Below are 20,156 nucleotides of genomic sequence, written 5' to 3'. Positions count from 1 at the left end.
AAGTTACGCTGCTGTGAGGCACCCCGGCAGTGCTTTCGTGTGACGATCGTAGGCCCGTGTGGACGGCTCGAATGTCAGGACGGTGGTAGTGTGCGCGCCTCGCTCATCCAGATCGACGTAAACGAGGGCGAATCGGTCGAATCTCGTCGGCAGCGCGTGACCGCACTGGTGCGCGAGCAGGCGGATGCCGATCTCGTCGTACTGCCCGAGCTGTGGACGACCGGCGCGTTCGCCTACGAGGAGTTCGCGACGGAGGCCGAGCCGCTCGAAGGGCCGACGTACGAGGCGATGGCGAAGGCGGCGAGCGACGCGGGCGTCTGGCTGCACGCCGGCTCGATCCCCGAGCGGGACCCCGAGGGGCCCCTCTACAACACGGCTCTCGTCTTCTCCCCCTCCGGTGAGCTGGCCGCGGCCTACCGCAAGATCCACCGCTTCGGCTTCGACAAGGGCGAGGCGGTGCTGATGGGCGCGGGACGGGAGCTGGTGACGGTCCGGCTGCCCGAGACCACACTGGGCGTGGCCACCTGCTACGACCTCCGTTTCCCCGAACTCTTCCGCGGACTCGTCGACGCCGGCGCCGAGACGCTGGTGCTCTCGGCGGGCTGGCCCGAGCGGCGACGCGCGCACTGGACGCTGCTGGCCCAGGCGCGGGCGGTCGAGAACCAGGCGTTCGTGCTCGCGTGTGGAACGGCCGGGACGCATGCCGGAGTTCCGCAGGCGGGTCACTCGATCGTGGTCGATCCGTGGGGCGAGGTGCTGGCCGAGGCGGGCTCCGGCGAGGAGATCCTCACCGTCGACCTCGACCCGGCCAAGGTCGCCGCGACCCGCGAACAGTTCCCGGCCCTCAAGGACCGCCTGCTGGGCCTGGACCCCCCGCGCCACCGCTAGACCCTTCTCCCTAGTCCCCGTCCCGCTCCTTGTCGGCGAGGTGGATCACGCACACCGCCACCGCGATCAGCAGCGCCGGGTCCGCGTCGTCGCGTACGACGTCGACGCCGTAGGTCTCCCGCACGTGCAGCCAGCGCCGGGAGATCACGGCCAGCAGTTCGCCGTCGTACTCGACGGCGAACTCCCGGTCGAGGATCTTGCCGCTGACGTCGAGTTCGGTGCCGTCGACCAGGTGGACCCGGTAGTGGTTGCGCAGGAGTGAGAGCCGCTTGCGTCTGATGGTCGCCAGGGGCTCGCCCTCGCGTTCGATCACCATGGTGTCGCGCAGGGCGAACATCTTCTGGTGGATGTCGACGAGCACCCGCCCGTGCCGGTCCTTCAGCTCGAACGTGTCGCGCACCCGCATGGCCTTGCCGTCGACGAGGAACACCTTGTCGCCGTGCTCGTCCTCGATCCAGTAGTCCTCGCCGAAGCCGAGGAGCCGGTCGCGTACCAGGAATCTCATGCCTGTACCCCTTCCCGCACCACCGGCCCGAAACGCCGCCGGTAGTCCGAGGGGCTGAGCCCGGTCTCGCGCCGCAGCCGTGCGCGCAGGTTCGCCGCCGTACCGAGCCCGCTGCGCGCCGCTACGACGTCGAGCCGCTCCTCCCCGCGCTCGATCAGCCGGCAGGCGAGCGCCACCCGCTCCCCGGTCAGCCAGGCCAGCGGGGTGGTGCCCAGCTGGGCGCGGAACCGGCGGTGCAGGGTGGCGGGGGAGACGGCCGCCCGCGCGGCCAGGTCCGCCACCGTCAGCGGTTCGCCCAGCCGCTCCTGGGCCCAGGCCAGGAGCGGTCCCAGTGACTCGTCCGGCACCTCGGGCACCGGCCGCTCCACGAACTGCCGCTGCCCGCCGTCCCGGTGCGAGGCGAACACCAGCCGCCGGGAGACCGCGTTGGCGATCTCGGCACCGTGGTCCTGCCGCCAGATGTGCAGCCCCAGGTCCAGCGCGGCCGCGCTGCCGGAGGCGGTGAGCAGGTCGCCGTCGTCGACGAAGAGCACGTCGGGCCGGAGCAGCACCCGGGGATGCAGTTCCCGGAACGCGTCCGCCCAGCGCCAGTGCGTGGTGGCGGGCCGGCCGTCCAGCAGCCCGGCCTCGGCGAGCGCGAAGGTCCCGGTGCAGAAGCTCACCACCCGCACCCCGCGCGCGTGCGCGCGCCGGATCGCGTCGATGACGTCGGCGCCGCGCGGTACGACGTTGTCCGGCCGCCCCGGTACGACGACCGTGTCCGCCTCGTCCACGGCCGCCAGTCCCGCCACCCCGCTCAGGGTGAAGAAGCCGTGGTTCATGCGCACCTCGCGCGTGGGCGCGCACACCGTCACCTCGTACGGCGGCACGCGCAGCCCCAGCTCGGGCCGCGGCAGCCCGAACAGCTCGGTGGCGACCCCGACCTCGAACGGATTGGTGCCCGCGTCGACGATCACGGCCACCCGGTGGGTCGACTGAGAGGATCCTTGCGCCATATGCGATTTCTAGCACTCACGCCGATGCCTGGCCACGGCCCAGGATGACCGCCATGACCAGTGAACCCATCTCCCTCGCCCACGCCCTCGCCTCCTTCGAGGACCGGTGGAGCCCGCGTATCGTCACCGCCGTCAACGACTACGACGTCCGCGTCGCCAAGGTCGAGGGCGAGCACCTCTGGCACGTCCACGACCACACCGACGAGTTCTTCCTGGTCCTGGAGGGCGAACTGCACATCGCCCTGAGGGAACAGGCCGGCGAGCGCACGGTCGTTCTCCCCAAGGGCTCCGTCTTCACGGTGCCCCGCGGCACCGAACACAAGCCGCACGCGCCCGTGCCCACCGAGATCCTGCTCCTCGAGCCCACCGGAACCCTCACGGTGGGGGATCGGCACGACGAGGTTCCCGGGCACGTGGACGCGACGACCGGACACGTCCTCACCTGACCGGGCCGCGGATTCCCCCGGTCCACTGGATGTCCGGGAGTTGAACTCCCCGTGCGTGTGCGGAAGCTGCCCAACCAATGAGGCGGGCTCCGAGTCCGACAGTGCGTAGTTCGCGCAATTGCGCACGGTCCTCTCGGAGGTCTCCATGCACGCTCGTTCCGTCCGCCGCCGGGTCATACGCGCCGTCCCGGCGATGACACTGGCTCTCGGTGCGGCCATGGCCGCGGCACTCACCACGGCCGGCACCGCCGACGCCGCGACGACACCGGCCACCGCCGTGGTCAACCACGACTGGCAGCTCACCTACAAGGCCGCCCCCGGCCAGACCAACAAGGCCACCGTCACGGGGACCCTCACCGCGGACAAGACAGGCATCACCTACGTGATCGACGACGTCGTCCCGATCGACGCGGGCCAGGGCTGCGTCTACCCCGACAGCACGGACCGCACGCGAGTCTCCTGCACGGTCACCTTGATCGACTCCCAGGACCCTTACGCCGCCCTCGTCGTGAACCTCGGCGACGGCAACGACATGGTCGCGTACAAGAACTCCACCGATCAGATCTACTTCTACGCCGAGATCTCCCTGGGCCCCGGCAACGACCGGGCGGCCGACTACGGCCGCCTCGACGGCGCCTACGTCTCCGGCGACACGGGCAACGACACCATCACCGTGGGCAAGGAAGGTCTCGCCTGGGGCGGCGACGGCAACGACACGGTCAACGCGAGCGGCGGCGACAACATCGTGCAGGGCGGCAAGGGCAACGACGTGCTGCACGGCGGCGCCGGGGCCCAGTACCTGTCCGGCGACGACGGCAATGACACCATCACCGGCGGAGCCGGCGCCGACACCCTGTACGGCGGCAAGGGCAACGACGTCCTGTACGGCAACAGCGGGAACGACGCGCTGTACGGCAACAGCGGCAACGACAAGCTGTACGGCGGTGCCGGCAAGGACACCCTGTCCGGCGGCCCCGGCACGGACGTCGTCCACCAGGACTGAGACCGCTCGTCACAGGCGCCTGGCCGGCTCGTCCACAGGCGCCTGGTCGGGCTCGTCCACAGGCGTCTGAACGGCTGTCGGAGACAGATGGCACCCTTGGAGCCATGACCCACTCCGCACCCCGACGCGTACGAGTCCGTGCCCCCGAGCTGATCGGCAAGGGCGGCTGGATCAACACAGGTGACAAGCAGCTCAGCCTCGCGGAGCTCCGCGGGCGCATCGTAATTGTTGATTTCTGGACATTTTGTTGCGTGAACTGCCTGCACGTCCTGGACGAGCTGCGGGAGCTGGAGGAGCAGCACCGGGACACGGTGGTGATCATCGGGGTGCACTCGCCGAAGTTCGTGCACGAGGCGGAGCACCAGGCGGTCGTGGACGCCGTGGAGCGGTACGGCGTGGCGCACCCGGTGCTGGACGACCCGGAGATCGCCACCTGGAAGCAGTACGCGGTCCGGGCATGGCCGACGCTGGTCGTCATCGACCCCGAGGGGTACGTCGTCGCCCAGCACGCCGGCGAGGGCCACGCGCACGCGATCGCGCGGCTGGTCGAGGAGCTGGAGGCGGAGCACGAGGCGAAGGGCACCCTGCGGCGCGGCGACGGCCCGTACGTGCCGCCGGAGCCCGAGCCGACCGCTCTGCGCTTCCCCGGCAAGGCCCTGCTGCTGCCCTCGGGGAACTTCCTGGTCAGCGACACCACCCGGCACCAGCTGGTGGAGCTGGCCGAGGACGCGGAGACGGTCGTACGGCGGCTCGGCTCCGGCACGCGCGGTTTCACCGACGGTACGGCGGACACCGCCTCCTTCAACGAACCGCAGGGCCTCGCGCTCCTCGGCGACGGCTCGGTGGCCGTCGCCGACACCGTCAACCACGCCCTGCGCCGCCTCGACCCGGCCACCGGCGAGGTGAGCACCCTCGCCGGCACCGGACGGCAGTGGTGGCAGGGCTCCCCGACCTCCGGTCCGGCCCGCGAGATCGACCTGTCCTCCCCCTGGGACGTGGCGGTCTTCGGCGGCAAGGTGTGGATCGCCATGGCGGGCGTGCACCAGCTGTGGGCGTACGACCCGGAGAGCGGCGAGGTCGCCGTCGCCGCGGGTACCACCAACGAGGGGCTGGTGGACGGCCCCGCCGCCGAGGCCTGGTTCGCGCAGCCGTCCGGCCTCGCGGCCACCGCGGAGCGGCTCTGGCTCGCCGACTCCGAGACGAGCGCCCTGCGCTGGGTCGACCTGGACGGGCACGTCCACACGGCCGTCGGCACCGGCCTCTTCGACTTCGGACACCGGGACGGCGCGGCCGGCCAGGCCCTGCTCCAGCACCCGCTGGGCGTGACGGCCCTGCCCGACGGCTCGGTCGCGGTGTCCGACACCTACAACCACGCGCTGCGCCGCTACGACCCGGCGACCGGCGAGGTCACCACGCTGGCGACGGACCTGAGAGAGCCGAGCGACGCGGTGCTGGCCGGCGAGGACATCGTGGTGGTCGAGTCGGCCCGCCACCGGCTGACCCGGCTGCGGCTCCCCGAGGAGGCGGTCCGGGTGGAGTCGGTCGCCCACCGCACCCAGCGCGCGGCGACCGAGGTGGCCCCGGGCAGGCTCCGGCTGGACGTGATCTTCCAGGCCCCGGCGGGCCAGAAGCTGGACACCCGGTACGGCCCGTCCACCCGCCTGCTGGTGTCGTCGACCCCGCCGGAGCTGCTGCTCAAGGGCGAGGGCGCCGACACCGACCTGTCGAGAGAGCTGGACCTGAACCCGGCGATCGAGGAGGGCGTCCTGCACGTCTCGGCGATGGCGGCGTCCTGCGACGACGACGCGGCGAACGAGTACCCGGCCTGCCATGTGCACCAGCAGGACTGGGGCGTACCGGTGCGGATCACGGAGGGCGGGGCGAACCGGCTTCCACTCGTCCTGGCCGGGATGGATCAAGACGCCTAGGAACAGCGCCCCGTAAGGGGCGCGGGGCTGTGTCGATTTGCGGCTGCCGCCGCGTGGGCGCGCTCAGCCCCCACGCACCGGCAGTAAAAACACAACCGGCTACCGCCTCCGCGGAGCCAACTTGAACAGCGCCACCCCGGCCGCCACCAGCGTCGTGGCCGCCACCACCATCGCCATGCTGTTGAGCCAGAGCCCCGTGGCGGCCAGGGTCGCACCGCCCGCGCCCGTCGTGCCCGCGCCGATCACTCGTCCGTACATCGTGCTTCTCCTATGAGGGTTGCCATGTGGGGGGCGGGGTCGGTGGGGATGCCCGGCAACGGGCACCGGCTCACGTCGCGACCCACTTCTCCTCGCTGCGGCGTACCAGCCCCCACAGCGAGGTGAAGTAGACGGCGTGCTGGAAGAGGTCGTAGAGCATCTCCGGGATCATCAGCGCGGCGACCAGGACGGCCCTCGGTCCCGCGCGCCGTACGGAGACGGTCTTCTCGACGACGAAGACGAGGCCGATCGCCGTCCAGAACGGCGACAGGCCCGGCCAGCCGTACAGCGAGGTGTACGTGGCCATGAAGGTCAGGTAGATCAGGAAGGAGAGCGCGCCGAAGCCCATCAGGAACTGCTGCATGAAGTAGCGGGCGGTGACCCGGGTCCAGCCGTAGTCCCGGAGGTTCTCCAGCGCGCCGCGCTGCCACCGCAGCCGTTGGTGCCACAGCTTGGGCAGGGTGGGCATGACCTCGGTGGTGACCTCGCAGCCCGCCGGGGACATGGCCCGGTAGCCGAGGGTCTTGACCGCCTTGGTCATCTCGTCGTCCTCGGTGAGCGAGGCGAGGCTGTAGTAGCCGGTGCCGCCGCCGAGTTCGCCGGCGCGGCGGGCGGCGCGGACCTCGCGCAGCACGCGGGCGCGGAACATGGTGCCGGTGCCGGTGAGGACCTGGGCCCTGCCGCCGGTGCGCTCCAGTTCCCAGGCGTAGCGGTGGAACTCCATGCGCTGCAGCAGGCCGAGGAAGCCGCCGCCGTCCTCGCCGTAGAAGACCCCGCCGACCGCGCCGACCTTGCGGTTGAAGGTGGCGAGCGCGGTCTCGACGAACCAGGGGTTGAGGACGGTGTCGGCGTCCTGCACGAGGAGCAGGTCGCGGTCGTCCAGGTGCGGCAGCACCCAGGCGATGGCCTGGTTGAGGGCACCGGCCTTCTTGTGGGTGTTGCCCTGGGTGGGGAAGACCTGGGCGCCGTGGGCGGCGGCGACGTCGGCCGTGTCGTCGGTGCAGTTGTCGGCGACGACGACGATCAGGTCGGGGCGCCGGGTCTGTTCCCAGAGGCCGTCGATCGCGTCGGAGATACGTTCCTGCTCGTTGTGGGCCGGGATCAGCACGGCGAGTCTGGGTCTGTTGCCGGGTTCTTCGGGGGCGGCGTGGGCACGGCGCATGGCGTGACGGCGCACGGCTCGGTACCCCCTGTCGTGAAGACCGCGGTGGATCCGGAAGTCGATATTCCGGACCCGTCAGTGATCCACAGTCTTCACGAAATCCGTACAACTCCGATAGTTGAACGCTGTAACGGATTGCTCACGGTTGCCTGTGATGACCCTGTGAGTGCCGCTGTGTCCGTTACGCGCCGTACCCGCCGCCGTGTGCAACTACCCTTCCAGGAACGCCACCAGTGCGTTCGCCAGCAGGAACGGGTCGTCGGCGCCGCACAGTTCGCGGGCGCTGTGCATGGAGAGGGCGGCCGCGCCGATGTCGACGGTCCGGATGCCGTGGCGGGCCGCGGTGATCGGGCCGATGGTCGTGCCGCAGGGCATGGAGTTGTTGGAGACGAAGGTCTGGAAGGGGACCCCCGCCTTCTCGCAGGCGGCGGCGAAGACCGCGCGGCCCGAACCGTCCGTCGCGTAGCGGTTGTTGACGTTGACCTTGAGGATGGGGCCGCCGTTGGGGCGCGGGTGGTGCGTCGGGTCGTGGCGTTCGGCGTAGTTGGGGTGGACGGCGTGGCCCATGTCGGAGGAGAGACAGATGGTGGCGGCGAGGGCCCGGGCCCGGTCCTCGTACGACCCGCCGCGGGCCAGCACCGAGCGCTCCAGCACGCTGCCGAGCAGCGGGCCGTCCGCGCCGGTGTCCGACTGGGAGCCGGTCTCCTCATGGTCGAAGGCGGCGAGCACCGGGATGCAGGGGAGCGCCGCGCCGCCCGTCGCCACGGCTGCGAGGGCCGCCGTACCGGCGTGCACGGACAGCAGGTTGTCCATCCGGGGGCCGGCCAGCAGCTCCTGGTCGCGGCCCAGGTAGGCCGGCGGTTCGATGGCGTACGTCATCAGGTCCCAGCCGGTGACCGAGCCGGCCGGCAGCCCCGCCTCCTGCTCCAGGAAGGCGATCAGGTCGCCGTCGCGGATGTCGTCGCCGAGGCCCCAGATCGGCTGCAGATGGCGCTGCTTGTCCAGCTTGAGCCCCTCGCTGCTGACCGCACGGTCCAGGTGGATGGCGAGCTGGGGCACCCGCAGCAGCGGCCGGTTCACGTCGACGAGGCGGGTGGAGCCGTCGCGCAGGCTGAGCCGGCCGGCCAGGCCCAGGTCCCGGTCGAGCCAGGAGTTCATGAGCGGTCCGCCGTAGATCTCCACGGCGACCTGGCGGAAGCCGTGCGCCCCGGTGTCCGGGCGGGGCTTGACCCGCAGGTTCGGGGAGTCGGTGTGGGCGCCGACGATCCGGAACGGCGTGTGGGGCGCGGCGCCCTCCGGGACGTACCAGGCGATGATCGCGCCGCCGCGCAGCACGTACTTGCCGCCGGAGGTGCCGTCCCAGGCGTCCGTCTCGGCGACCTGCCGGAAACCGGCCTTCTCCAGCCGTTCGCCGGCGTTCGCCACGGCGTGGTACGGCGTGGGGCCGGCCGCGAGGAAGGACATCAGGTCGTCGGTGTGGCCGCGATCGAAGCGGGAGGGTTCGCTCATGTTCTTCACCTTAACGACGTATGGTGGCCCGCTCCCCGGAAAGGGAGTGGGCCACCGTCGGTTGAAGCGGTCGGCCGGGACGATCAGAAAGCCGCCTCGTCCAGCTCCATCAGGTCGAGGTCGACGCCGGCCGCGATCTTGCGGGCCAGGGTGACGCCCGGCAGCACGTTGGCCGCGAAGAACTTCGCAGCCGCGATCTTGCCGGTGTAGAAGGGCTTGTCCTTGCTGGACGCCGTCTCCAGCTTCTCGGCGGCGATCGCGGCGCCCTTGAGCAGCAGGTAGCCGACGATCACGTCGCCGGAGGCGAGCAGCAGGCGGGAGGTGTTCAGGCCCACCTTGTAGATGTTCTTGACGTCCTGCTCGGTGGCCGCGAGGTCGGTCAGCATCAGGCCGACGATCGCCTCCAGCTCGACGGCCGCCTTCGCGAGGTGCTCGCGGGCGCCCGCCAGCTCCTCGCCGCCGGTGCCGAGCGCCAGGAACTTCTTGATGTCCTCGGCGAGGGAGTTCAGCGCCGCGCCCTGGTTGCGGACGATCTTCCGGAAGAAGAAGTCCTGGCCCTGGATGGCGGTGGTGCCCTCGTAGAGGGTGTCGATCTTGGCGTCGCGGATGTACTGCTCGATCGGGTACTCCTGCAGGAAGCCGGAGCCGCCGAAGGTCTGCAGCGACTGGGCGAGCTGCTCGTAGCCCTTCTCGGAGCCGTAGCCCTTGACGATCGGCAGGAGCAGGTCGTTGAGCGCGTGCTCGGTCTTCGGGTCCTCGCCGTTCGCCTCCTTGACGGCGATGGCGTCCTGGATCGAGGCGGTGTAGAGGACGAGGGCGCGCATGCCCTCGGCGTACGCCTTCTGCGTGATCAGCGAGCGGCGGACGTCGGGGTGGTGGGTGATGGTGACCTTGGGCGCGGTCTTGTCCATGAAGTTCGCGAGGTCCGGACCCTGGACGCGCTCCTTGGCGTACTCCAGGGCGTTCAGGTAGCCGGTGGACAGCGTCGAGATGGCCTTCGTGCCGACCATCATCCGGGCGAACTCGATGATCCGGAACATCTGGCGGATGCCCTCGTGCTTGTCGCCGATCAGCCAGCCCTTGGCCGGGTGGCGGTCGCCGAAGGTCATCTCGCAGGTGTTGGAGGCCTTCAGGCCCATCTTGTGCTCGACGTTGGTCGCGTAGACGCCGTTGCGCTCGCCCAGCTCGCCGGTCTCGAAGTCGAACAGGAACTTCGGGACGAGGAAGAGGGAGAGCCCCTTCGTACCCGGGCCGGCACCCTCGGGGCGGGCCAGCACGTAGTGAAGGATGTTCTCCTCCATGTCGTGCTCACCGGAGGTGATGAAGCGCTTCACGCCCTCGATGTGCCAGGAGCCGTCCTCCTGCTGGACCGCCTTGGTGCGGCCGGCGCCGACGTCCGAACCCGCGTCGGGCTCGGTGAGCACCATGGTCGAACCCCAGGTCCGGTCCACGGCGAGCTGCGCCCACTTCTTCTGCTCCTCGGTGCCCTCCTCGAAGAGGATGCGGGCGAACGCCGGGCCGGAGGAGTACATCCACACGGCCGGGTTGGCGCCGAGGACCAGCTCCGCGTACGACCAGATGAGCGACGGCGGGGCGGTGGTGCCGCCGATCTCCTCGGGGAGGCCCAGGCGCCAGTACTCGGAGTCCATGAAGGCCTTGTAGCTCTTCTTGAAGGACGCCGGGACCGGGGCGGTGTTGGTCTCCGGGTCGAAGACCGGGGGGTTGCGGTCGGCGTCGGCGAAGGACTCCGCCAGCTCGTTCTCGGCGAGCCGGGTCAGCTCCTCCAGGACGCTCTTCGCGGTGTCGGTGTCCATCTCGGCGAACGGGCCGGTGCCGTACAGCTTGTCGCGCCCGAGCACTTCGAACAGGTTGAATTCGATGTCGCGGAGGTTGGACTTGTAGTGCCCCATGGTGACGCTCCGTATCCGGATCGGCGAGGCACTGAATCCTCGCGCAAGCTTTCACATACCAACGAGTAGCTCCGATGATGCTACCCGCCGGTAATAAGACGCAACCCCTATCCGATGAAGTGTGAGAAGGGTCTACCTTCTCGCAGACGCCGCGTGTCTCGGTAGGCTTGCCGCCATGTACGGATACGGCCAGCCCATGGACGGTGGGGCTGCTCAGCAGCAGTACGCCTCGTCGCAGCAGCAGATGGCCGGCGGGCTCGGCGGGTACGGCCAGCAGCCGCCGCTCTACCCCGAGCCGTCCCCGCCCTCGCTCGCGGACGCGGTACGCGCCTTCACCACGGGCCAGGTGACCGCCGAGGACTTCCAGCAGGTCTTCGCCACGTCCAAGGTGTACTGCCCGCGCGGCGACAATCCCGGGTTCCTGGCCCTGCACAACACCCAGCAGCCGGTGATCCCCATGTTCACCTCGCTGAAGGAGCTGCGCCGGTACGCGGGCAAGGAGTCCAAGTACTTCGTGATCACCGGCGCGGAGGTCATCGACCTCCTCCCGACCGGCTACGGCTTCGTCCTGGACATGGAGGGCGAGCACCGGATGGTCTTCGACGCGAAGGCGGTCGAGCAGATGGTGGAGTTCGCGATGCGGCGGATGTACGGCTGACGTCCGGCTGACGTCCGGTTGACGTCCGGCCGGACATCTCCCTCACGCTGCCCCTGACGGGACGAAAATTCCCCCCTGGTTGTCACAGGCATGCCATAGGCTGACCGTCGGCAGCCGCGCCCCGGGTGTCATCGGTCTCCCGATGGCCTTGTCCGGGCGTCGCGCGGCGCTCACGTCCTCCCGGTGCCACCGGGATTCCTGTGGGGGGTTTCAGCACTGTGCGTATGCGCAGCACTTCCGCCGCGACGGCGCTCGCGGTCCTTTTCAGCTCCGTCGCGCTGAGTGTCGCGGCGGCCGGTTCGGCGTCGGCGGTCCCCGTCAGCGTCGGTTCTCCCGGGGGCATCGTCGTGGACGCCGCCCTGGGGCGGGTGTTCGTCGGCAACGACACGAACGACACCATCGTGGCCGCCGACTACAACGGCAACCGCGTCGACTCGGTGAGCGGTATCGACGGCATCTTCGACCTGGCGCTGTCCGACGACGGTGCCACCCTGTACGCGACCGCACGGGTCAGCCACGAGATCGTCGCCCTCGACGCGGCCACTCTGGACGTCAAGGCCCGCTATCCGGTCGCCACGGGCATCGGGCCGCTGTATGTCGCGGTCTCCGCCGGGAAGGTCTGGTTCACCTACGAGGACGACCAGTCGAAGGGAAACCTGGGCTCGATCGACCCGGCGGTGGACCCGGCGAGCGGCGCCGATCCGATGACGCTCGGCCTCTTCCCGCAGGACCAGGACCATCAGGTGGTCGGCGGTGCGGCCTATCTCGACACCGACCCGTCCTCACCCGGGGTGCTGGCCGTCGCCACGACCGACTTCAACGACTCGTCCAAGGACCTGATGGCCGTCCTCGACGTCTCCGGCGCCGCACCGCGGCTGACCGCGTGGCACGACGGCAGCTACTCCCTGAACTACGTCAACGACGTCGACCTGGTCCCGGGTGCCGCACAGGTCCTGGTGGACGGTACCGAACGGCACTCCTACGCGGACGGCAGGTTCAGCCCCGCCGGGGCCTACCCCTCCGGGCGGGGCGCCGACATCGCCCCGAACGGCCTGGTCGCCCAGTTCGGCGAGGAGCAGCTGGCGGTCTACCGGCCGAACACGACCGTTCCGGTGCGCAGCTACGCCGGGTACACGGCCGACGCCGCGTGGGCCCCGGACTCCTCCCGGCTCTTCGCCCTGGTGTCCTCGTCCGCCGGCTACCAGCTCAGGGTGCTCACCGACCCCGCGCGCAGCGTCCCGGCCCTCACCGTCAACGCGCCGGCGTCCGCGCCACGCGCCAAGAAGCTCACGGTCACCGGAAAGATCACGGCCACTGTGCCGTTCGCGGCGGGCACCCAGCTGGCCGTCACCCGTACCGACCTGGAGAGCCCGAGCGGCAAGAAGCTCGCCGCCGTCACGGTCAAGGCGGACGGCACGTACTCCTTCACCGACACCCCGCCGGCCGGCGGCACGGTCACCTACAAGGTGGACTACGCGGGCGACGCCGACCACACCACGGCCACCGCCTCCGACAAGGTCACGGTCTCCCGCGCGGCCACCGGCCTGAGCCTGAACAACAACGGCAAGCTGTACAACTACAGCGCCGACGTGAAGTTCACCGCGCACCTGGGGACGACGTACAAGAACCGCTCGGTGAAGATCTACGCGGACCCCTTCGGCGGCGACAAGCCGAAGAAGCTGATCAAGACCGGCAAGGTGGACTCCCACGGGAACATCGCCGCCTGGGTGGACATGACCCGCGACACGGCCGTCTCCGCGGTCTTCGACGGGGACGCCCGCTACGCGCCCAAGACCGCGAAGGTCACGGCGTACGCCCGGGTCAAGATCTCCACCGCCGTCTCCAAGCACTACAAGACGGCGAAGATCGGCTCGACGTCGTACTACTGGTTCCACAAGAACACCGACCCGGTCATCACCACGACGATGACCTACTACCCGGGCCGCCAGCAGCGCTTCGACCTGCAGGTCTACTACCAGGGGACGTGGTACTCGACGGACTCCGAGTACTTCCCGGTCTCCTCGAACGGCAAGTCGGCCGTGCAGCTCGGGGCGCCGGGTGAGTCCGGGATCCGGGCGCGGGTGCGGTCGGTGTACGTCAACGGCTCGTCCGGCGACTCCGTGAACTCCACGACGTACGGCGCGTGGAAGTACCTCTACTTCAGCAACTGATCCACCGATCGGGGGATGACCGGGCCCGGAGGGAATGTCCTCCGGGCCTTCTCCGTTAGGGGTAGCAGAAAGTTCAACGCTCAACTAAAGTGGGCGCACAAGGAGGAGCCAACATGCCTGCAGTGACCGTCGAGAACCCGCTGACCCTGCCCCGGGTGGCCGCACCGGCCGACGCCGTGGCCCGCCCCGTGCTCGCCGTCACGACCGCGCCGAGCGGTTTCGAGGGCGAGGGTTTCCCGGTGCGCCGGGCGTTCGCGGGGATCAACTACCGCCACCTCGACCCGTTCATCATGATGGACCAGATGGGTGAGGTGGAGTACGCGCCGGGCGAGCCCAAGGGCACCCCCTGGCACCCGCACCGCGGCTTCGAGACCGTCACCTACATCATCGACGGCATCTTCGACCACCAGGACAGCAACGGCGGCGGTGGCACCATCACCAACGGTGACACCCAGTGGATGACGGCCGGTGCCGGTCTCCTCCACATCGAGGCCCCGCCGGAGTCCCTCGTCGTGTCCGGCGGTCTCTTCCACGGCCTCCAGCTGTGGGTGAACCTCCCGGCCAAGGACAAGATGATGGCGCCGCGGTACCAGGACATCCGCGGCGGCCAGGTGCAGCTGCTGGCCTCCCCCGACGGCGGTGCGCTGCTGCGCGTCATCGCGGGCGAGCTGGACGGCCACGCCGGCCCCGGCATCACCCACACCCCGATCACCATGATCCACGCGACGCTCGCTCCCGGCGCCGAGGTCACGCTGCCCTGGCGCGAGGACTTCAACGGCCTCGCCTACGTGCTGGCCGGCAAGGGCTCGGTGGGCGCCGAGCGCCGCCCGATCCACCTGGGCCAGACCGCCGTCTTCGGCAGCGGCTCCTCCCTCACCGTCCGCGCGGACGAGAAGCAGGACTCGCACACCCCGGACCTGGAGGTCGTGCTCCTCGGCGGACAGCCGATCCGTGAGCCGATGGCCCACTACGGCCCGTTCGTCATGAACACCCAGGCAGAGCTCCAGCAAGCCTTCGAGGACTTCCAGAAGGGCCGCCTGGGCACGATCCCGGCGGTACACGGCATGACGGAGAGCGGCCCGCAGGCGTAAGCAACGGAGCCGTCCAGGAGGCCTGACGCAACCAAGCGCCAGGCCTCCTGCCTTCACCTCGCCTCTTCACCGACCGAGTCGCCTCCCCTCTTCTCTCGACCTCGGCTCTTCACCGACCGAGTCGCCTCCCCTCTTCTCTCGACCTCGCCTCTTCACCGACCGAGTCGCCTCCCCTCTTCTCTCGACCTCGCCTCTTCATCGACCGAGTCGGGTGGTGGGTGGGCACAGGTTTCGGGGGTCCAGGGGGCGGAGCCCCCTGGTACGGCGGCCGGGGGGCGTTCACTCGGTGGGAGGTGTACGGCGGGGCATTCGTCGGCCTCGCATGGTCCGCTAGGACCTGTGCAGCTGTTGCCCGAGCCCGTGCGCCGTTTCGCCGCGTGGTGTGCGGTGCTGCTGCTGGCCGCCGGGGTGGGGTACGTCGGTGTCCGGCTCTGCTCGGAGTTCCGCACCGCGGTGACCCCGGTACTGCTCGCCCTGCTCGGCACCGCCCTGCTCGGCCCGCTGTACCGACGGCTCGTGCAGGTCGGCGTGCACCGCTCCCTCGCCGCCGGACTCACCTGCGTCGCCGTCGTCGCCGTCGTCGGCGGTGCCGTCTACATCGTCGTCGCCGCGCTCGTCGACACCGGCGACGAGATCGTCGCCTCGCTCAAGGACGCGGCGAAGTCGCTTGCCCGGCACTTCGGGGCCGCCGGGACCTCGGTCGGCGACCTGGCCGGCAGCGCGAAGGAGCTGCTCGCCAAGTTCGGCGGGACCGCCGCCTCCAACGTCATCAGCGGGGTGAGCGTCGTCGGCGAGGGCATCGCCATGGCCGTACTCGCGCTACTGCTCGTCTTCTTCTTCCTGCGCGACTCGGACCGGGTCGTCTCCACCATCCGGGCCGTCGCTCCCGGCTCCAGCGCCGACATGGTCGAGGCCATGGCCCGCCGCGCCTTCGAGGGCATCGAGGGGTTCATGCGCGGCACCACCGTCATCGCGTTCATCGACGCCGTCTGCATCACCGTCGGCCTGCTGGTCCTGAGGGTGCCGGGGGCCGTCGGACTCGGCGCGCTCGTCCTCGTCGGCGCGTACATCCCCTACCTCGGCGCCTTCCTCTCCGGTGCCGTCGCCGTCCTGGTCGCCCTCGCCGACCGCGGCTTCGTCATCGCGCTGTGGGCGCTGGGCGTCGTGCTCGCCGTGCAGGTGCTGGAGGGGCATGTGCTGCAGCCCATGATCCAGAGCCGCACCATGCAGATGCACCCGGCGGTGGTGATGCTGGCCATCACGGGCGGCGCCTCCGTCGCCGGGATCCTGGGCATGCTGCTGGCCGTACCGCTCACCGCGGCCGCCTTCGGGGTCGTACACGAGCTGCGCGCCCGGTACACCACCGGCGAGGCGCCACCGGCTGACGCCACCGGCTAGGGCTTGTCGTTCTCGTACAGCTCGAACCAGATGCTCTTGCCCTGTCCGCGCGGATCGACGCCCCAGGCGTCCGCCAGGACCTCGATCAGGACCAGGCCGCGGCCGGAGGATGCCAGTTCGCCGGGGCGGCGCTTGTGCGGGAGGTCGTCGCCGGCGTCCGTGACCTCGACCCGCAGACGGCGTTCGGGGGCCTGGCCGGAGACCTCGGCGAGCAGCAGCGCGTCCGCGTCGGTGTGGACGAGGACGTTCGTGAGCATCTCGGAGACCAGCAGGACCGCCGAGTCGACCTGGTCGGGCGGCCCCCAGTCGTGCAGCAGCTCGCGCAGGTGCTGGCGGGCCTCGGAGATCCGCTCGGGCTCGTCCTGGGCCACCGACAGCAGGGTGCGGCGGATCCGCGGCCGTACGGCCGGCGGCTCGTCGCCGCGGCCGCCGCCCGGCCGGGACAGCAGCAGCATCGCTATGTCGTCCTCACGACGGTCGGCCAGCGGCCCGGTGGTGTAGTGGGAGGAGGGGCCGTGCACGGCCTGGACGAGGCCGTCGGCCAGTTTCTCCAGGTCGCCGTCGTCGTGCTCCTCCATGATCGCCCGGATCCGCTGCCAGCCGCTCTCGATGTCGTGGCCGCCGGTCTCGATCAGACCGTCGGTGCAGATCATCATGGTCTCGCCGGGTTCGAGGGCGAACCGCGTCGTCGGATAGTCGGCGTCCGGGTCGATGCCGAGCGGCAGCCCGCCCGCCGTCGGCCGCCGCAGCACCGTGCCGTCGGCCATGCGGATCGTCGGGTCGAGATGTCCCGCCCGCGCGATCTCCAGCACCCCGGTCGCCGGATCCGCCTCGACGTACAGGCAGGTCGCGAAGCGCAGGTCGGCATCGTCCTCGTCGTAGGTGATCCCGTGCAGGAAACGGGAGGCCCGGGAGAGCACCGCGTCCGGGCGGTGGCCCTCGGAGGCGTAGGCGCGCAGCGCGATCCGCAGCTGGCCCATCAGACCCGCGGCCCGTACGTCATGCCCCTGGACGTCGCCGATGACCAGGGCATGCCGGCCGGACGGCAGCGGGATCATGTCGTACCAGTCGCCGCCCACCTGGAGCCCGCCGCCGGTCGGGATGTAGCGGGCGGCCGTGGCCATACCGGGTATCTCGGGGCCCAGCGTCGGCAGCATGGAGCGCTGGAGGCCGTCCGTCAGCTCCCGCTCCGAGTCGGCGATCCCGGCCCGGGACAGGGCCTGCGCCAGCATCCTGGCCACCGTGGTGAGCACGGACCGCTCGTCCGGGGTGAACGACACCGGGTAGGTGAAGCCCGCCATCCAGGCGCCCATGGTCCGTCCGGCCACCGTCAGCGGCAGGAAGGCCCAGGACTGCCGGCCGAAGCGCTCGGCCAGTGGCCAGGTCACCGGGTAGCGGGACTTGTACTGCTCGGCGGAGGAGAGGTAGACGGCCCGGCCGGTCCGTGCCACCTCGGCCGCCGGGTAGTCGGTCTCCAGCGGCATGCTGCTGAAGGGGCTGTCCTCGTCGATCTGCTGGCCGTGGTGGCCGATCATCATCAGCCGGTCGCCCTTGATCCCGAAGACGACCAGCCCGTCCGGGGAGAACCCCGGCATCGACAGGCCCGCGGCGACCCGCAGCACCTCCTCCGTGGACCGCGCCTCGGCCAGCGCCCGGCCCGCGTCCAGCAGGAACGCCTCCCGGGAGCGCCGCCAGTCGCCGGTGACCGGATGCTGGACGGCGGCGCCGGGGGTCGGCTCGGTGACCTCCTGGAGGGTGCCGGTCACCCGGTACACGCGCTCCTCGGAGTCGTACACCGGCCGAAAACGGCTGCGCACGGTACGGATCAGCCGGCCCCGCTCGTCCATGACCCGCAGCCGTACCTCTGCAAGGGTGCCCTCGACCGCGGCCAGCCGGGTGATGCTGGTGTTCTCGTTCCAGTCCACGGGATGGAAACGGGACCGGACCAGGGCCTCCGACAGAACGGACGCCTCGGCCGGCAGCCCGATCAGCCGGGCCGCCTCCGCGTCCGCGGTGACCAGCCCGGTGGCGGTGTCCCAGTGCCACAGCCCGGTCGCGAGGGCGGTGAGGACGTCCTCCACGGCGGGCAGGGGCTCGCCAGTTCGCATTGCCCCACTTTAAGAAGATGAGATCGGAGAGTGCCACTGTTTCAGGGCCGCATTAATGGTGGAGAGCCGATCTTTGGGTGCCCGGTACCCTTGATGGGTCCGGGCCCCGTGGCCCGTCCCGGTCGAGGAGAGCACCTCGGCAGAACCCGAAGAAGAGGAACACCCGACGATGCATCGGTACAGGTCCCACACCTGCGGCCAGCTCCGCGCCTCTGACGTCGGCACCGACGTCCGGCTGAGCGGCTGGCTGCACAATCGGCGCGACCTGGGCGGCATCCTCTTCATCGATCTGCGCGACCACTACGGCATCACGCAGCTCGTCGCCCGCCCCGGCACCCCGGCGTACGAGGCCCTGGACAAGCTCTCCAAGGAGTCCACGGTCCGCATCGACGGCCGCGTTGTTTCACGTGGAACCGAGAACATCAACTCCGACCTGCCCACCGGCGAGGTCGAGGTCGAGGTCGGCGAGGTCGAGCTGCTCGGCGCGGCCGCTCCGCTGCCGTTCACGATCAACACCGAGGACGGGGTCAACGAGGAGCGGCGCCTGGAGTACCGCTTCCTGGACCTGCGCCGCGAGCGCATGCACCGCAACATCATGCTGCGTACGGCGGTCATCTCGGCCATCCGCCACAAGATGGTCGCCCTCGGCTTCAACGAGATGGCGACGCCGATCCTCACCGCCACCTCCCCCGAGGGCGCGCGTGACTTCGTCGTCCCCTCCCGCCTGAACCCGGGCAAGTTCTACGCCCTGCCGCAGGCCCCGCAGCAGTTCAAGCAGCTGCTGATGATCTCCGGCTTCGACCGCTACTTCCAGATCGCGCCCTGCTTCCGCGACGAGGACGCCCGCGCCGACCGCTCGCCCGGCGAGTTCTACCAGCTCGACGTCGAGATGAGCTTCGTCGAGCAGGAGGACGTCTTCCGCCCCATCGAGCAGCTGATGACCGAGCTCTTCGAGGAGTTCGGCAACGGCCGGCACGTCACCTCCCCCTTCCCGCGGATCCCGTTCCGCGAGGCGATGCTGAAGTACGGCTCCGACAAGCCGGACCTCCGCGCCCAGCTGGAGCTCGTCGACATCACGGACATCTTCGAGGGCTCGGAGTTCAAGGCCTTCGCCGGCAAGCACGTGCGCGCGCTGCCGGTCCCGGCGGTCCAGGACCAGCCCCGCAAGTTCTTCGACCAGCTCGGCGACTACGCGGTCTCGCAGGGTGCCAAGGGTCTGGCCTGGGTCCGCGTCGCCGAGGACGGCTCGCTCTCCGGCCCGATCGCCAAGTTCCTCACCGAGGAGAACGTCGCCGAGCTCACCAAGCGGCTCCAGCTGGCCGCCGGGCACGCCGTGTTCTTCGGCGCGGGCGAGTTCGACGAGGTCTCCAAGATCATGGGCGCGGTGCGGGTCGAGGCCGCCAAGCGCGCCGGGCACTTCGAGGAGAACGTCTTCCGGTTCTGCTGGATCGTCGACTTCCCGATGTTCGAGAAGGACGAGGACACCGGGAAGATCGACTTCTCGCACAACCCGTTCTCCATGCCCCAGGGCGGCATGGAGGCCCTGGAGACCCAGGACCCGCTGGACATCCTCGCCTGGCAGTACGACATCGTCTGCAACGGCGTCGAGCTGTCCTCCGGTGCCATCCGGAACCACGAGCCCGACATCATGCTCAAGGCGTTCGGCATCGCGGGCTACGACGAGGAGACCGTCGAGCGCGAGTTCGCCGGCATGCTGCGCGCATTCCGCTTCGGCGCCCCGCCGCACGGCGGTATCGCCCCGGGCGTGGACCGCATCGTGATGCTCCTCGCCGACGAGCCGAACATCCGCGAGACCATCGCCTTCCCGCTCAACGGCAACGCCCAGGACCTGATGATGGGCGCGCCGACCGAGCTGGAGGAGACCCGCCTGCGCGAGCTGAACATCTCCATCCGGAAGCCGCAGCCGAAGTAAGCGAAAAGCGCCGCAGCAAGGGGCGAAATAAGGGAAGCCTTGCCGCGCTGGAATTTCACGAGGGCCGGAAATCACCGTAGATTTCCGGCCCTTGTCGTGTGTGGCAGTCCGCTGCAGACACCCCGTGCGAGCTGCGGCCCCGGTGGTCGTCGAAGGCACTGCTTTCCGGCGCGTCGGGCGTATCCGACGCGCC

16 protein-coding genes are annotated in these 20,156 nt (G+C 70.1%); 9 read left to right on the top strand and 7 right to left on the bottom strand.

The window, feature by feature from the left end; translation table 11 throughout:
- The first annotated feature begins 90 nt into the window (after positions 1-90).
- Entirely contained in the window at positions 91-888 is a 798-nt protein-coding gene (locus KVT45_RS08335) for a carbon-nitrogen family hydrolase (RefSeq protein WP_217545876.1), read from the top strand.
- Between the two features lie 10 nt (positions 889-898).
- On the opposite strand, the gene KVT45_RS08330 is transcribed toward KVT45_RS08335, so the two are convergent.
- Together KVT45_RS08330 and KVT45_RS08325 are read right to left on the bottom strand one after the other, a co-directional pair.
- Positions 899-1,393 carry an LURP-one-related/scramblase family protein gene (locus KVT45_RS08330; RefSeq protein ID WP_217545875.1) on the bottom strand — a complete coding sequence of 165 codons (495 nt, stop codon included), beginning with the start codon at positions 1,391-1,393 and terminating at the stop codon, positions 899-901.
- Positions 1,390-2,388 (bottom strand): GlxA family transcriptional regulator, encoded by a 999-nt coding sequence (locus tag KVT45_RS08325; protein WP_217545874.1) that lies wholly within the window; start codon positions 2,386-2,388, stop codon positions 1,390-1,392. The genes KVT45_RS08330 and KVT45_RS08325 overlap by 4 nt, the downstream gene beginning before the upstream one ends.
- A 53-nt stretch (positions 2,389-2,441) precedes the next feature.
- Between KVT45_RS08325 and KVT45_RS08320 the strand changes: the two genes are divergently transcribed.
- The 3 genes from KVT45_RS08320 to KVT45_RS08310 all read left to right on the top strand — a co-directional run bounded on the left by KVT45_RS08320 (position 2,442) and on the right by KVT45_RS08310 (position 5,765).
- Positions 2,442-2,834 (top strand): cupin domain-containing protein, encoded by a 393-nt coding sequence (locus tag KVT45_RS08320; RefSeq protein WP_217545873.1) that lies wholly within the window; start codon positions 2,442-2,444, stop codon positions 2,832-2,834.
- 145 nt (positions 2,835-2,979) lie between these two features.
- Positions 2,980-3,837 (top strand): calcium-binding protein, encoded by an 858-nt coding sequence (locus KVT45_RS08315; RefSeq protein ID WP_217545872.1) that lies wholly within the window; start codon positions 2,980-2,982, stop codon positions 3,835-3,837.
- A gap of 104 nt (positions 3,838-3,941) precedes the next feature.
- On the top strand, positions 3,942-5,765 hold the full coding sequence (locus tag KVT45_RS08310) for an NHL domain-containing thioredoxin family protein (RefSeq protein WP_217545871.1): 1,824 nt from the start codon (positions 3,942-3,944) through the stop codon (positions 5,763-5,765).
- A gap of 99 nt (positions 5,766-5,864) precedes the next feature.
- On the opposite strand, the gene KVT45_RS08305 is transcribed toward KVT45_RS08310, so the two are convergent.
- The 4 genes from KVT45_RS08305 to KVT45_RS08290 all read right to left on the bottom strand — a co-directional run bounded on the left by KVT45_RS08305 (position 5,865) and on the right by KVT45_RS08290 (position 10,604).
- Complete coding sequence (locus KVT45_RS08305) at positions 5,865-6,023, bottom strand: hypothetical protein (RefSeq protein WP_167449897.1); 159 nt, start codon at positions 6,021-6,023, stop codon at positions 5,865-5,867.
- 70 nt (positions 6,024-6,093) lie between these two features.
- Positions 6,094-7,185 (bottom strand): glycosyltransferase family 2 protein, encoded by a 1,092-nt coding sequence (locus KVT45_RS08300; RefSeq protein ID WP_217545870.1) that lies wholly within the window; start codon positions 7,183-7,185, stop codon positions 6,094-6,096.
- A 210-nt stretch (positions 7,186-7,395) separates the two neighbouring features.
- Positions 7,396-8,694, bottom strand: a complete 1,299-nt coding sequence (locus tag KVT45_RS08295) for a M18 family aminopeptidase (protein WP_217545869.1) — start codon at positions 8,692-8,694, stop codon at positions 7,396-7,398.
- 83 nt (positions 8,695-8,777) lie between these two features.
- Positions 8,778-10,604 carry an acyl-CoA dehydrogenase gene (locus tag KVT45_RS08290; RefSeq protein WP_217545868.1) on the bottom strand — a complete coding sequence of 609 codons (1,827 nt, stop codon included), beginning with the start codon at positions 10,602-10,604 and terminating at the stop codon, positions 8,778-8,780.
- A gap of 175 nt (positions 10,605-10,779) precedes the next feature.
- Between KVT45_RS08290 and KVT45_RS08285 the strand changes: the two genes are divergently transcribed.
- From KVT45_RS08285 to KVT45_RS08270, 4 genes are all read left to right on the top strand, one after another.
- On the top strand, positions 10,780-11,262 hold the full coding sequence (locus tag KVT45_RS08285) for an SseB family protein (RefSeq protein ID WP_217545867.1): 483 nt from the start codon (positions 10,780-10,782) through the stop codon (positions 11,260-11,262).
- A 224-nt stretch (positions 11,263-11,486) separates the two neighbouring features.
- Entirely contained in the window at positions 11,487-13,433 is a 1,947-nt protein-coding gene (locus tag KVT45_RS08280) for an Ig-like domain repeat protein (RefSeq protein ID WP_217545866.1), read from the top strand.
- A gap of 113 nt (positions 13,434-13,546) precedes the next feature.
- A complete protein-coding gene (locus KVT45_RS08275) occupies positions 13,547-14,524 on the top strand; it encodes a pirin family protein (RefSeq protein WP_217545865.1) in 978 nt (325 codons plus the stop codon).
- 339 nt (positions 14,525-14,863) lie between these two features.
- Positions 14,864-15,922, top strand: coding sequence for an AI-2E family transporter (locus KVT45_RS08270; RefSeq protein WP_217545864.1), 1,059 nt, complete (start codon positions 14,864-14,866; stop codon positions 15,920-15,922).
- Here KVT45_RS08270 and KVT45_RS08265 read toward each other — a convergent pair.
- Positions 15,919-18,030, bottom strand: a complete 2,112-nt coding sequence (locus KVT45_RS08265; RefSeq protein ID WP_217545863.1) for a SpoIIE family protein phosphatase — start codon at positions 18,028-18,030, stop codon at positions 15,919-15,921. The genes KVT45_RS08270 and KVT45_RS08265 overlap by 4 nt on opposite strands.
- A gap of 169 nt (positions 18,031-18,199) precedes the next feature.
- Between KVT45_RS08265 and aspS the strand changes: the two genes are divergently transcribed.
- Positions 18,200-19,963, top strand: a complete 1,764-nt coding sequence (aspS, locus tag KVT45_RS08260; RefSeq protein ID WP_217545862.1) for an aspartate--tRNA ligase — start codon at positions 18,200-18,202, stop codon at positions 19,961-19,963.
- The last annotated feature ends 193 nt before the right edge of the window (positions 19,964-20,156 follow it).

It is taken from the genome of Streptomyces sp. GbtcB6 (genome assembly GCF_019091475.1).
Classification (GTDB): domain Bacteria; phylum Actinomycetota; class Actinomycetes; order Streptomycetales; family Streptomycetaceae; genus Streptomyces; species Streptomyces hyaluromycini.
The sequence above is the reverse complement of the archived record's forward strand: the minus strand, read 5'-3'. Positions and strand labels throughout refer to the sequence as shown.

Excerpts from the sequence above, each read along its gene's own strand:
- KVT45_RS08330 (WP_217545875.1), bottom strand. The coding sequence starts at position 1,393 with ATGAGATTCCTGGTACGCGACCGGCTCCTCGGCTTCGGCGAGGACTAC.
- KVT45_RS08325 (WP_217545874.1), bottom strand. The coding sequence starts at position 2,388 with ATGGCGCAAGGATCCTCTCAGTCGACCCACCGGGTGGCCGTGATCGTC.
- KVT45_RS08320 (WP_217545873.1), top strand. The coding sequence starts at position 2,442 with ATGACCAGTGAACCCATCTCCCTCGCCCACGCCCTCGCCTCCTTCGAG.
- KVT45_RS08315 (WP_217545872.1), top strand. The coding sequence starts at position 2,980 with ATGCACGCTCGTTCCGTCCGCCGCCGGGTCATACGCGCCGTCCCGGCG.
- KVT45_RS08310 (WP_217545871.1), top strand. The coding sequence starts at position 3,942 with ATGACCCACTCCGCACCCCGACGCGTACGAGTCCGTGCCCCCGAGCTG.
- KVT45_RS08305 (WP_167449897.1), bottom strand. The coding sequence starts at position 6,023 with ATGTACGGACGAGTGATCGGCGCGGGCACGACGGGCGCGGGCGGTGCG.
- KVT45_RS08300 (WP_217545870.1), bottom strand. The coding sequence starts at position 7,185 with ATGCGCCGTGCCCACGCCGCCCCCGAAGAACCCGGCAACAGACCCAGA.
- KVT45_RS08295 (WP_217545869.1), bottom strand. The coding sequence starts at position 8,694 with ATGAGCGAACCCTCCCGCTTCGATCGCGGCCACACCGACGACCTGATG.
- KVT45_RS08290 (WP_217545868.1), bottom strand. The coding sequence starts at position 10,604 with ATGGGGCACTACAAGTCCAACCTCCGCGACATCGAATTCAACCTGTTC.
- KVT45_RS08285 (WP_217545867.1), top strand. The coding sequence starts at position 10,780 with ATGTACGGATACGGCCAGCCCATGGACGGTGGGGCTGCTCAGCAGCAG.
- KVT45_RS08280 (WP_217545866.1), top strand. The coding sequence starts at position 11,487 with ATGCGCAGCACTTCCGCCGCGACGGCGCTCGCGGTCCTTTTCAGCTCC.
- KVT45_RS08275 (WP_217545865.1), top strand. The coding sequence starts at position 13,547 with ATGCCTGCAGTGACCGTCGAGAACCCGCTGACCCTGCCCCGGGTGGCC.
- KVT45_RS08265 (WP_217545863.1), bottom strand. The coding sequence starts at position 18,030 with ATGCGAACTGGCGAGCCCCTGCCCGCCGTGGAGGACGTCCTCACCGCC.
- aspS (WP_217545862.1), top strand. The coding sequence starts at position 18,200 with ATGCATCGGTACAGGTCCCACACCTGCGGCCAGCTCCGCGCCTCTGAC.